Origin of the sequence: Candidatus Protochlamydia amoebophila UWE25 (genome assembly GCF_000011565.2) — a bacterium.
Lineage (GTDB): Bacteria > Chlamydiota > Chlamydiia > Chlamydiales > Parachlamydiaceae > Protochlamydia > Protochlamydia amoebophila.
In genome coordinates this window covers 1,761,058-1,774,320 of the sequence record NC_005861.2, presented here as the reverse complement: position 1 = coordinate 1,774,320, position 13,263 = coordinate 1,761,058, and the positions used below count along the sequence as shown (strand labels likewise).

The window sequence follows — 13,263 nt, the reverse complement described above, 5'->3', positions numbered from 1 at the left end:
ATTAAATTCTACTAGGTTTTTTTTAAAGAGGGGATTAATCTTCTTAGTATAGGGCATTGCCAACTGATTCAAAGGCTTTTGTTAACATCTTCATTGATAATTGATGAATTAAAATTCTCAAAATCAGCGTCATTAACTCGATAAGTCAGGGCTATGTGATAGAGTTCTTTTAAACCACCTACCTTCAGAAACTTGATAAAGCGCAAGGAAAAAAGTTACCAAAAAAGAATAATTTTTGCTTTTAATGCCTGTTTATTCTTGGACTTCTCTAGTAAGAGCTTCTAAATAGAGGCTCATATGAAAGGGTTTGGGAAGATTTAAAAGTGCTTTATAAGGGCTTCGTGACTTACAAATCAATAATCAACATCATTTTTTCTATTAGGCCATAAATACCTATGGGAAGATCTTGCTGAATGAACTTTGCAATATTTTCCAATTCATGAAAAAAAATATATTTTTATAAAATTTTAGGGAACCGGATCCCAGTTGATTGTTTTACCATTGGGATCGAGAATTGTTCGGTAAATCCACGGGTCGTCATTTTCTCTCATTAAGCGATCACACCCCATCGTATAACCTCGAAAAAAACCGTATTTACGCATTGCATTTAATGTATATTGAGAACTACTGGGAATAAAATGGCTTCTTGGCCCGTCAGCTGGTGAGATCACTTCTTGGTGAAAGCGAATGGCTTGCATGCCTAATTTTGCTAAAAGAGAAGGGGAGGAAGAAGGACAAACATCAAAATGAGGAGAAATTAAATCCGCATCTTTCCCCCAAGGATCGCTCAACAAAGGGGCAATAAAAATGAAACTATACATAAAATATTTAAAACAATATTTTTTCACGCTAAAAACTCGTTTGAAACATAAGAACTGGAAATAATCGATGGTCAATCAAAATTTTTTTACAGACCCCTTCATAAAGACGATTATTAAATTCCTGAGCTTCTTGACCAGCTCCATTGATCCCTCCATAGTACCACCCCATCTCCATACTAGCTGTAATGATACCCGCAGCCGGATAACCTCTTTGAAAAAATTGATAAGCAGCGTAAGTAAATAATGCATTAATCATAAAAGAGGTTAAAGCTGATTTTTTTTGTCCTACATAATAGTAGCCAGCTCCTGGTAAAACAGCATTTAAAAAACGGGCTCGTTTGGGTGATTTGGCGTATGTAGAATACGTATTTAAACTAGATTGTATATTTTTAAAGTCTCGATGTTGATGAATGAGTGATTGAGCTTCGTCAATTTGTTTTTTTTTCAAAAGAGAAAATAGAGTCAGATCTTTAGCTGTTTCGTTTGAACATTTTTGAATCATTTTATGAATACATTCTGCTTTTTCCTCTTGGTTTAATTGCTGATAGCTTTCATAAAGAATGAGGAGAAGATTGTTGAAAGCGGGAAATAAGTAATTCACTTGAAGGAGATCGGTTGACTCAAAAATGTTCACAACTTCTTGATATTTATGACCTAGATAGTAACAAAGTAATAGATCATAATGAAGCTGCAACTTTCGTTCGACTAATTCTTCTGGGATAAGAATTAAAGCTCTTTTGTAGGCTGTAATAGCTCGATATAAATCCCATTCTTTGGCAAATACCTCTCCAATGATTAGCTCCTTACTCCATTCGCTTTTTTCTTCCTCATGAGAAAGACGCTGAAAAGGTGATGGTAGATCTGTAAGTTGATGAGATGGCGGTGTGTAAACAATGATAGGATCCATCTCACAATTTGTCATTTGGCAACTTGATGTTAAAGCCAATTGAGCTGTCAATGCGAGATGGATGGCATATTTACAAATCTTTTTTATCATCGAACCGTACGACCAATTTCATCTGGATCTGTCAATTTAAGGTTTAAGAAATCCATTGCTTCATCAAGTTCATAATTCCACGATCTTTTGAATTTAGATTTTTCAATACAAACATCTTGTTGACGTTTGGTAACACTCTCGAGGTCTTCTTCTGTATCAACGATAAGAGGACGAATAAAAATCATGAGATTACGTTTGCTGTCGCGATTTGATTTTTGTTTAGAAATTCCTCCTATTAAAGGAAGCCCTCCTAAACAGGGGATTCTATTTACAGATCTAGACTCGGTGCTCTGAATCATACCGCTCAAAATGACAAAGAATCCGTCTGGGACATGAACTTTAGTAACTGTACGACTTTTTGACAAAACAGGGACTAAGTTAACGTCCACTACAGAGGGATTATTCCCGACATTAGGATTAGCGTTACCCCCATCATTGGTTACTTCTTGAATGATGTCAAGAGTGATAATTCCGTTATTCCCAATTAATGGAGTAACTCGCAAAGTGGTACCCACATCAATAAATTGGAAATTATTGGTAATAACAGATCCGATATCGTTAGCAATTGACTGTGTTTTATAACGGTCTGTCGAACCCACAAAAACCTCGGCGGTATTGTTATCTTCCGTTACGATTTTTGGGTTCATGATAATATTAATTTTTGTATCCGAATGAATGGCTTTAACCAAAGCTCCAATCGTACTGAAATGCAATCCACCATGGGTTAAATGACGGCCAATAATACCGGCTGTATAACCGTCCCCACTTAGAACGGTATCCACAATAGGATTATTTGTGATAGCATTCGTTAAAGAACCCACAAGCCCAGAACCTGTTCCAAGGAAATTCTGACCACCTGCCGTGTTACCCCCTCCAAAACGTGATCCCCAGTCCACTCCATACGTTAAAGAATCTGTAATAGTTGTATCAAGAATAAGCATCTCGATAAAAACTTGCCGTAGAGGAGTATCGATTTCTAAAATAAGCTCTTTAATTCGTTCTAAAGCAGGAACGGTTCCAGTAAAAATAAGCGAATTAGAAGATTCGATCCATTGGCTACTGTTAATGGAAGCAATCAAATCTAGATTTGCTAATCCTGTCATCTGCAAGCTTTCTCCGATTCTTCGAAGAGCCATGACGATTTGTTCCCCTTTACGGTAGCGAAGTTTGTAAATGAAAAATAGAGTTCTTTCAATGTGTCCAGCAGGAAGATCTTGAGCCCAACGTGAATTAGGGGAGATTCCACCGGGAAGAAATTCTCGATTTTCCTTAAAAATTCCTAACCTTTCTTCATTACCTGGTAAAAAATTAGGATTTAGAGGGGCTCCCGGAATATTTAATGTTCCAGTAGTGTCACCTGCTCGTAAAGGAGTCCCCTTCGGAGATATTCCACCTGTTCCCACTCCACTTGTATCTCGTTCTTCCGGAACGGCTGAGCTATCTGGGGCCCCTGGGTGAGTTCCTGGTGGATATCTCAATCGAGTAGCTTCTTCTTGCTGTATACGCAATTTCTCGAGATCAAGGATTTTAGTTTTACCTTCATTAATATCTAAATTTTCGAGAATAGCTAGAGTTTTGTCTACAATGAAGGGATTAGAAACGATAAAAATACTATTGGTTGAGGAATGAGGAACTAAAACGAAAGGATTTCCTTGCGCAATTGGCTGTAGAATTTTAGTTGCCAAATCGGCAAGCGAAGCGACAAAAGCATTTCGAACCACATATTGTCCAACTATCACTCCACTATTAGGAGCATCGAGGGTAGAAATTAGTTGAGCAATTTTATTAACATTAGTAACTAAATCTGTGATAATTAGATTATTGGAGTCGCGTAAGACCTCTATTAAAGCATCCTCTGAAAGAAGAGGTCTAATAATTTCGCTGGCTTTGAGCGGATCTAAGGTATTTAAACGAAATACACGAGTGACAATTTCTGTTTCAAATGTTGTGGGTTCTGTTCCGCTAAAGACAATTCGTGAGGGAGCACGTACGCGAGAATTGCGATGGATAATTAAATTATTTCCTTGTTCAATCAATAGTAGATCACGAATTCTGAGCTCTTGTAAAAGAGCTGCCATAAGGTTTTCAACAGAGGTTGGTTCTTCAGAAACAATTGTGACATTAAATTGTAAATCTTCATCATCAAAAATAAAATTTTTGTTAGAGATTCGACTGATAAATCGAATGTATTCAATCATTGAAACGTTGTTAAAATTAATCGAGATCTCTTTTAAACCTTGCCCGTTTGAAGGGACGTCTGTTTGCGGAGCTGTTTCAAGATTGGTTGAGGCCTTGGCAGGAGATGAGTTTGCAGATCTAGGCGAAGTAAGAATAGACGGATTATTCTCGTTGATTTTTTGAGGATTGGCTGGTGGTTGGGTGATATCTGGTAAGTCAACGGATCCTTGAGGGCGATCGATAATAGATTGAGAGGGTTGTGAAGCAGAAGGCGCTAAATCAATTTGAGAAGGAGAAGGTTGAGAAATAGGAGATTCTTTAGGATATTGAGAAGGAGTTAAAATCGGAAGGGGAATGTGATCGGAATCAAGAGGAATATTTAAATTTAAAAGGGAAGAAGATTGTTCACCATTTGTTAGTTGTGCAAGGAGTTTGTCATCATTAGCTAAGAAATGACCTAGATCATCCATTAATTCGTCAGAAGAAGAAACGTGAAGGGAAGAAACTTGCCCAACAGCTGTTTTAGTGTTAGAAGTTACCCCTACAATATTTTTTAAACTGTCATTTTGAAAAGATTTCTTTTTGACAATTTTAATGTTTCCTGTTCCTTGATTCAAACTTGGGTTGACATAGGCAGACGAAGATTTGGCAAATTCATCATATTTTTCATCGGAAGCCACTAGAGAAGAGGAAATTCCTGACTGATAAGCTAAGGCAACTAGCCAGCATTTAAATAGATAAGAATGATAATAGGTATTGAATTTTTTCATGAATCTAAACTTCTTAATTTGATAAAACTTCTGATGGTAGATCCCTATCCTTAGGGATCGAGTCTTGTTTTATTCCAAACCTGAGCATTTATTTCCAGAAAAAATGTATGCAAACCTGTTCAAAATTTTTTTTATCAATAAAAATGAGCATTTTTTAGGTTTATTATGGCAGTTTTTTAAATTAATGATTTCCCAAAATTAGATTTTTTTTAGAAAGTGTTTAACATGTTTCAATCCTTGATATAATGTTCGTTAATAATTTTTTTAGGACCTTGATAATGGGGATTTATTTTACAAGTACGTTCATTTTCAAGTTTATAGGTGGTTTTGGAAGCAACCATCTAGACGAATTTATTCTACTCTTTGCTTTAAAAAAAGGTGACTTACGAAGCAGCTCTAATGATGAGAAATCTTTGCAAATTTAAAGGTGAGCCTATTCAAGAAAATATTGGGATCCATATTATGCAAAACTAGTGAGGGAAAAAGTTCGTGCTGATTCTACTGTTACTGTTCCAGATGTTTTAAATGGCAAAAATATTCAGTTTAATTGTGACAAGTGTTCAGCATATCATTGTTTATTGTATGAGTCAAAATTTTATCTAAGAATCTTTTATTTAAAAAATGATAATAATTTATCATTATAAAAGAAGTTTTAATGAATCAATTTATTAACTTTGAATTTATTAAATTGATATAGGTTAAATTTCACGGTATAAACGGCTCTGTAAGTTCCTTCTGCATCACTCTCGACAATCTCTAAAAAGGCTGCATTTCTAAATCCTTTAAAAGGGTTCAGCTCAGAATTCGGATTATAAAGCACGTTAAGAATTGTTTCTCTACTCAAAGATGTTCCAAGAGGTTGAATAAAGTGTCAGCTTAGATTTATACCTTCCCTGATGTCAAAAATATCCACTGAAGGGTTGGTAACGACGGGATGCAAAAAGCATCCTTAAGAACAAATTTTTTCAAAGTAATTACTAATAGTATCCAAATCGGCTTGACCTTCAGCAACCGACACTGCAAATTCAAGAAAGTCTTCTACATCATATTTAGGAGATTTTCCATTAGCTCTCAGGAATGATAAAGCTGCCGCTGCTGCAGTTCTTTTGTTTCCATCAAGAAATGCGTGATTTTTAGCTATATAGAAAAGATATGCCGCAGCTTTATTGTAAATAGTTTTATGCAACTCTACTCCAAATACAGCCATCATAGGAGCTGCTAAAGCAGATTCCAATAACCCTCTCTCTCGTATTCCAAGAAGCCCACCAAATTTGTCAATAAGAGCATCATGTAGTTCAATAATTTGTTCAAAAGATAGGTAAATCATCGATCGGATAACTTTTGCATGAGTTCAGCATCATCTTGAAGAATATTTTTAAGTTGTTCTTTGAAAGATTTACTATCCAAATATTTTGGTGGATTTTCTAAAGCGTCTTTAGCTAAAAGTCCAATTAAATAATCTTTCATACTTTGATGCAAAGCTGAAGCTTTCATTTTTGCAATAGCATGCAAATCTATAGGGCAATCAAATGTAAAACGAATAACATCTTTGTGCGCACTCATAATCACCTCCTAATTTTGGGGACACTTTTATTATATCTTATTATCTTATTTACGACAATAAGATTCAACTTTCTATAGTGTTCAGCTCGAAATTTGGATGATAAAGCACGTTAAGGATGTTACTTTCCCTGCAACGGTCTGAATTCGCCCGTTCCCATTATCTTTTTCTGTTGCCAAACATAATCTCCTGTCAAATTTATGTGCTCTCAACCAAGCGGGGGGGATAAATGCTTAAGCAAACTTTCATCCACCTGCTGCCCACTATCTTTCATATGCCGGATTGCTCGCTCTAAATACACTGTATTCCATAAAACGATTGCAGCTATCACAAAATTAAGACCAGAGTCACGATAGCGCTGATTTTCAAAACTACGCTCGCGCATTTTGCCAAGGCAATTGAAAAAAATAGCCCTTGCTAATGTGTTTTTGGCTTCTCCTTTGTTCAGTCCTGCATTGGCACGACGGCGCAATTCAACATTCTGTAACCAGAAAGTGCGTTCGATCCACCCAAGTTCTATCAATGCCAAGGCTAACCCATTCTGACGTGGATAACTTCCAAGCTTACGCAATATTAAAGAAGCTAACCGTTCCTTGTTTAATAAAAGCAGCCAAACATAGAATTTCATCCCAATAAGATCGGATGTGCTTTACATTGATCACATCATCAATCAAGGTATTAATTGAGGGATATTCCTTTTTACTACTTGTGACAAATAATTGTTTATTCGCTAAATCACGAATGCGAGGCGCGAAGCGAAATCCAAGAAGATGCATAAGCGCAAAAATATGGTCTATAAAACCGGATGTATCTGTGTAGGGTTCCTCAATTCTTATATCAGATTCGTGATATAGCAGACCGCCAAGTACATAGGTTGCATCACGAACTTCAATGTTTATAACCTTTGTATGGAAGGGTAGGATAGGATTGTGCGTCGAGACATATTTATACCGAACGAAGATATTGATAAAGGGTTTCACGGCTAATGCCAAATTCTCTGGCAACTTTTGATTTCTTTTCACCATTTTGAATGCGTTGTCGTAATGAGAGAATATCAGCATCCGATAAAGATCGCTTGCGCCCGCAATAGGCACCACGCTGCTTGGCTAGAGCAATCCCCTCGCGTTGACGCTCACGAATTAAAGAACGTTCAAACTCGGCAAACGCTCCCATGACTGACAGCATAAGGATGGCCATAGGAGAATCTTCACCTGAAAATTTTAGGCTTTCTTTTACAAATTCAATGCACACGCCGCGCTGAGTCAACGTCTGGACAATTGAACGCAAATCAGCGAGATTACGAGCCAATCTATCCATGCTATGGACGAGTACAGTGTCTCCAGCGCATACAAAGCTCATCAAGGCTTCAAATTGTGGACGTTTAACATCCTTGCCTGAAGCTTTATCTACAAATATTCTTGTGACCTGAATATTATCCAATTGCCTGTCAGGGTTTTGGTCGTATGTGCTAACTCGTACGTACCCAATACGTTGTCCAGTCATAAAATCTCCTTAAAGTGTCGGTTTTGAGTCTATAACCTTTTTGTAATGTGTTAATTAATTAAGGAAGTAACTCTATTCTGACGTGTTTTTGGTTTCTCTTTGACATCAGGTTAGAGTACACTCTAAGATGACATCCATTTTTTGAGACGTACGTCTAGAACGCAAGAGCTAACAAAAAAACATGCTAACAATGAGGGATTTTAATGAATATCGTATTCACTGAATGGGATAGAGCCTTAGTTTATCTAGTTATCTTTGTTGTTACATTTTTATTTTCTTTCCTTGCATGGAAAACAATCTTTAATGAGCTTGATTACCATAAAATTGAATACACAAAAAAAAAACAAAACAAAGGACGTTATGGTTAATATACTTCAGTCTCGTTTCAACAACGCTATGGTTGCATGTCTTACAACAATTGCTTTCACGACTGCAACACTAACCCCTCCTGCTCTTATGGCTGGTGTTAATTTTGATCTAAACGCAATTAACTTTTGCATTAAGGTAGAGAAAGTTTTTGGGAAGATCAAGAAGTGCATAGACAAGGGTGAGACAAACAAAATCATTGGGTACATGTTGCGACCTAAAGCATGGGGTAGAACAGTACACTGGCAAGAAAATTGATATTGATAAGCAGATTGATCAAGTCCAAAGAGAAGCGAAAGCGATTTGTGCTTTCCAGATTCTGTAAGGTGTTTTTTCCCTTCTTGCTTAAAAGATTTCCAAAAATCATCAATTGTACAATAGAGTTCAGTTACATCCATTTTTGACCTCTCATGATTAAATATGGTTGTGGTAAACAGTGCTTTTAAATCATGTTGAGGTCTTTTGTCATTCAAATTTTATACAGCTTGTTTAAGCCTAAACACCTAAACCCAAAGTTCAGGTTAAAGTCTGCTTTTCTTCATTTATCATGTTTATTTTGCTCTAATAAGTTTAATAAATTTAGCAAAATTTTAGAATTATTATTCTATATTGAAAATCTATATTTTTAAATAGTTTTTTATAAAATAAATTTATTTATATATTTTATTTTAAATTAAGGTTTTATTTTTTATGTTTTTAAAGTAATTTAGTTTAAATAAAACAAACTATTAATAATTAATAATTTAAAAAATAATTATTTATTAATAAATAAATATATAATTAATATGATACAATTAATTATATAGTGATATTGTATTTAATGTAATAATTTAATTATTAAGGATTAATTATGTATATTCCTACTGATGATTATAAACCTTCTTTAACTGAAAGTACGAGTTCTCAACCTAGTGAAGTTCACACATCTTCACAACAAGTCAAAAGTCCAACTGAAGAAACTATTGGAAAAATTGCCAGTAAATCACTGCCGGCTACAGAAGAAGAGACAAAGACAATATCCTTTTCCGAAAAATCAACTAAATTTTCTAAAGGAAGATTTTTATGTTCTTATAATAGGAGAGATTTAAAAACTTCAATTTTACAAACAAATGATCTACAAAAGAAAATTTATATTAAGCTAAATGAAAAAATTGAAAAGAAATTTATTACAAAAACTAAAAAATTATGGATACAATTATGTAGCCAAAGTAAGTTGGAAAGTTTAGTTAAGCTAACTCTATCTTGTGAAAATAAAACCGTCGACATTCTAAATGACAAAACATTAAGCAAAATAAGTCGAGATTATCAAGAAGTTCAAACAGAATTAGATGAAAAAAAAATGGAATTAAAGGGTTTAAACGAGCGCTTAACTAATATAAAAAAAAGACCTTATGCAGTTAAAATAAAGGAATTAGGATTATTAAAAGAATTAGACAGTCCTATAAAAACAATTGATGCTTTTTTACTAAGATTTGAACAGTTTTTAGAAAAATATCAAGAAATTGATGTGAAAAAACTAACAACAGAGGAGATCGAATTTTTAAAAACAGAACATAGTGAATTTGAAAAAGGCTATAACAATCTTAAAAGAATAATACCAGGCACTATTCAAAAACTAAGCAAGCATGTGAAATCAATTAAGGGTGCTTTACCAAAAAACATTGAAACGATTTTAAAAGGTATTAATACTGCTCTTCAAGGAAAAAAAGTCGAAAATTTAGACGATTCTATAAAGCAATTCAAAACAATTAAAACATCTTTCGAAGAAGCTTCAGCGGCTTATCTCGGCAAATTGAATCAAGTTCAGCAAGAGTTCGATGAAACTTGTCCTCCTTACATGAAAATTTTCCAGGAAATAGAAGAGGGAAATTTAGAAAGATATCCTGATTTTATTCAAGAGATTAAAGAAATTTTAATTAATGCTAGCCGTGATCCTGTCGCTTATAAAGACGCTTTGGAAACACTAGCAGATAAGGTTATTCCCTCTATTCAATCTCAGGTACTGGGAATAATTAATGAACTCAGAGAGAGACTAAACAGAAAAAAAGATGTAGAAATTATTACTATAGATGATTGTGTTGCTCTAAAAACATACATTGAAGAATATTTAAAACCTCTTTTGGCGTTGACAGAACCAATGGCAAACGGAACAGCACCCGTATTCGAAGAACAATTTAAAAATTTATTTAATCTACTTCCTAATTCTGGTAAGGAGACGACTGCCCAAGAAATTGTATCAAAGCTTAATTCATTTTCTTTCTCAGAGGGTTCTTTGGGAGTTTATCGGAGTTTTATCAATAAAAATGTGGTTGAAATAGAAAAAGAATTGAAACAAGAAACTAAGATTAAAAAAGAGATTGAAGACCTAACAAATTTATTAAAAGAATTAAAAGGAAAAAAGGCTGATATTTTAGAAAGTTTTTTTAACGAACTTATGGAAAAAGAAAAAAACAACATCTCTGAATTATTAACTGGTGGTGTTGAGCAAGTTCAAAAATTTGTAGATATTTTTTTAGGCCATTACCTTGTTCATTCTCAAGAACGTTTTCCCAAACTTTTAGAAAGCCATCGAGACTTTGCTGTTAGAGTTTTTGACATGTTCGAACTAGTAAAGGATCATTTATCTGAGGAGCAATTAGGTGAAATCAAATTAGTTTTAAATGACTTTTTAACTCATCATATTACAAATCAAACAGGTGAGATTGAAAAAAGTTTAGGTACATCTCTTCATCAAAGTCAAAAAAGTTCGGAAAAGGTTACTAAACCTGCAAAACCTTTATATAGAAAGGTTCAGGGTGCGCATGAATTTGAGGATGATTTTTCAATAAAATGCCAACATGTTTGCAAACAAGTCGAAGCACTTTTACCTTTGGTTATTTGGGAAAGGATTTGTTGCTTCGCCTCAAGCCGCGCATTTAGTCCCTTTCCCTGGAATAGTTTCTTGGGATGTTAGCTATCTATCCACACTTTTTAAGACAAGGCTTGGATTAGATCTAAGTCAAAAAGAAGTGGAAGATCGTTTAGAATTATTCAATAAAAATGTTGAGCCTTTTTTAAACACAGTCCAAGCAAATGAGAAAGTTGATCAGGAAATGGTTAAAAATTTATTGCAGGAAAAATTTGATAATAAAGAAATAAATGATAACTTTTATTTCATTTATACGAATCTTATTCTTTTAAGCCATCTTTCTTCTTTAGAAATGTCAGAAACAAGACACTTACCAGAGTTTTTTAATCAAACAATGGATAAGTTTTCGGAATCTGAAATAAAATATAAATCAGATGGCAGTAGAGGATATAAAGTCTTATTGGGAGAAGCTTTCATTGATCTTCTTACTTATCCAAAAGAAAGTCTATTAAATCCTCAGTCAGCTTTAAGTAAGAAACATATAGAATATTTACAAGCTACTCTTGATACTGTTTCTGAACGACTAAAACAATTGGCTGGCGAAAAACTGCAAAATCGAGCATTAAAGCCAATCGAACTTGTAGAATGTCACGCACTACATAGTATTTATTTAGGGGTGAAAAATTTATATACTCAAATAAAACTGGCAGATTCAGATGAGGATTTTTTAGATAAAGAAAGAAATATTATTAAAAATACTGAAGCTATTTTAAGTAGAGATTGAAATACAGTATATTTTATATATTTAATTGATTTTATATTAAATTAAGTGATTTAGGGATATTATAAAAAACATCAGTGCAAATTTAATTTTTATAAATAATGTAAGTTGCAAATAACTAAGTTAAAATAAAATTTAGATGTAAATAAAAAGGCCTCAGATCCTTAAATTGTTTTTGTGGAACAAATAACAAGGATTGAAGCCATGGAAGAACAAATTATAGCACTTTATTGCCTTTTAGACGACTACATCCTTTCGATTGGATACAAAGATTGGCCAAATACAAAACTGTCTACTTCGGAAATTATGTTGATAAATTTAGTAGGAATGAGATTTTTTTACGGAAATATGGAAACGTCCCGAAAATTTCTTATTGAGCATAGATATATCATGAATAAACTGAGTAAGAGCGCATTAAATAGAAGAATTCATCAAATACCCATGAAATGGTGGGAGGAAATTCTTGAGTTTATTCAAAAATTAAAAAACTTTGGAAAATTACCTTTTGAATATATTGTTGATGCATTTCCTGTTTCTGTTTGTAGAAATATAAGAATTCAAAATTGTAGAATTTATCGAGGAGAGGAATTTAGAGGGTATAATGCTAGTAAGCGAGAATATTTTTATGGATTGAAAGTAACAGTCTTAGCTTCTCAAGATGGGTGCCCTTTTAGAGTTATCCTTTGTCCAGGCAGAGAGCATGATGCTGTTCCTTTTAAATACATGGAACGAAACTTACCCGCAGGCAGTAAGATTTATGGAGATTCTGCCTATGTCGATTATAAGCATCAAGACATGCTTGAAAAGATAGAAAACATCAAGCTCATAGTGGAGCCAAAATCTAATTCTCTTCGTTCAATCGATTTACATGATTTTGTAAATTTGAAGCACATTAGAAAATTTATTGAGGGAGTATTTGGCGTGATATCAAGACTGATGCCTAGAAAAATTCATGCAACGACGTCTAATGGGTTTGAAATTAAAGTTTTAGGATTTCTAGTAGCAGCTGCAACAAATTTTTTAATAAATTAGTTATTTGCAACTTACATTAAATATGCTTCAATAAAAAATAAATAAATTTTATATAAATAGCTTGTAAAAAATTAATAGATTTTAGATTAAACATCTTTTTGCGTTTGTTTTCGTAAAAAATCCTCCTTGTTGAAGTTTATTTTATAACAGACTGGAATTTATAAATTGCTAAAATAAGTAAGTATTCACTAAGTAGACCTAAAAAACTTTAATTCTATTAGCTATCGATGGAATATTTTTGATTAACAACGCCCTTTGTTTTATTTTTATAAAAAATGTTTAGTATTAGAGAGTGTTCAAAAAAACCTAGAATTTGAATGTGTTGTAACCAATTCAAATTAGCTTGGCAAATGGCAGCGATGGAAAAAAATACCTTGCTGAGCTTTTGGAGGAATGGGATTCAATC

At 33.7% G+C, this 13,263-nt stretch carries 10 protein-coding genes and 3 pseudogenes; 4 read left to right on the top strand and 9 right to left on the bottom strand.

Annotation, left to right across the window (positions count from 1 at the left end; genetic code table 11):
- Positions 1 to 467 precede the first annotated feature (467 nt).
- From yidD to PC_RS07055, 8 genes and pseudogenes are all read right to left on the bottom strand, one after another.
- A complete protein-coding gene (gene yidD, locus PC_RS07095) occupies positions 468 to 821 on the bottom strand; it encodes a membrane protein insertion efficiency factor YidD (RefSeq protein ID WP_044045541.1) in 354 nt (117 codons plus the stop codon).
- Between the two features lie 28 nt (positions 822 to 849).
- A complete protein-coding gene (locus PC_RS07090; protein WP_011176023.1) occupies positions 850 to 1,818 on the bottom strand; it encodes a tetratricopeptide repeat protein in 969 nt (322 codons plus the stop codon).
- Entirely contained in the window at positions 1,815 to 4,766 is a 2,952-nt protein-coding gene (locus PC_RS07085) for a hypothetical protein (protein WP_052278676.1), read from the bottom strand. Before PC_RS07085 ends, PC_RS07090 begins: the two co-directional genes overlap by 4 nt.
- Before the next feature lie 700 nt (positions 4,767 to 5,466).
- Positions 5,467 to 5,550: pseudogene (locus tag PC_RS11990) on the bottom strand (type II toxin-antitoxin system RelE/ParE family toxin); the annotation flags it as partial.
- 165 nt (positions 5,551 to 5,715) lie between these two features.
- Complete coding sequence (locus tag PC_RS07075) at positions 5,716 to 6,093, bottom strand: type II toxin-antitoxin system death-on-curing family toxin (RefSeq protein ID WP_011176020.1); 378 nt, start codon at positions 6,091 to 6,093, stop codon at positions 5,716 to 5,718.
- Complete coding sequence (locus PC_RS07070; RefSeq protein ID WP_044045183.1) at positions 6,090 to 6,329, bottom strand: hypothetical protein; 240 nt, start codon at positions 6,327 to 6,329, stop codon at positions 6,090 to 6,092. Before PC_RS07070 ends, PC_RS07075 begins: the two co-directional genes overlap by 4 nt.
- Before the next feature lie 119 nt (positions 6,330 to 6,448).
- Positions 6,449 to 7,247, bottom strand: a pseudogene (locus PC_RS11760) (Tn3 family transposase); the annotation flags it as partial.
- 25 nt (positions 7,248 to 7,272) lie between these two features.
- Entirely contained in the window at positions 7,273 to 7,830 is a 558-nt protein-coding gene (locus PC_RS07055; RefSeq protein ID WP_011176016.1) for a recombinase family protein, read from the bottom strand.
- 203 nt (positions 7,831 to 8,033) lie between these two features.
- Here PC_RS07055 and PC_RS11365 point away from each other — a divergent pair, with 203 nt between their 5' ends.
- On the top strand, positions 8,034 to 8,198 hold the full coding sequence (locus PC_RS11365) for a hypothetical protein (protein WP_181679092.1): 165 nt from the start codon (positions 8,034 to 8,036) through the stop codon (positions 8,196 to 8,198).
- Between the two features lie 300 nt (positions 8,199 to 8,498).
- On the opposite strand, the pseudogene PC_RS11360 reads toward PC_RS11365, so the two are convergent.
- Positions 8,499 to 8,594, bottom strand: a pseudogene (locus PC_RS11360) (IS982 family transposase); the annotation flags it as partial.
- 452 nt (positions 8,595 to 9,046) lie between these two features.
- Between PC_RS11360 and PC_RS07045 the strand changes: the two are divergent.
- From PC_RS07045 to PC_RS07035, 3 genes are all read left to right on the top strand, one after another.
- Positions 9,047 to 11,149, top strand: coding sequence for a hypothetical protein (locus PC_RS07045; RefSeq protein ID WP_011176014.1), 2,103 nt, complete (start codon positions 9,047 to 9,049; stop codon positions 11,147 to 11,149).
- Positions 11,034 to 11,828 (top strand): hypothetical protein, encoded by a 795-nt coding sequence (locus tag PC_RS07040; protein ID WP_011176013.1) that lies wholly within the window; start codon positions 11,034 to 11,036, stop codon positions 11,826 to 11,828. Before PC_RS07045 ends, PC_RS07040 begins: the two co-directional genes overlap by 116 nt.
- 201 nt (positions 11,829 to 12,029) lie before the next feature.
- Positions 12,030 to 12,857, top strand: a complete 828-nt coding sequence (locus PC_RS07035; protein ID WP_011174955.1) for an IS982-like element ISPasp3 family transposase — start codon at positions 12,030 to 12,032, stop codon at positions 12,855 to 12,857.
- Positions 12,858 to 13,263: the final 406 nt, after the last annotated feature.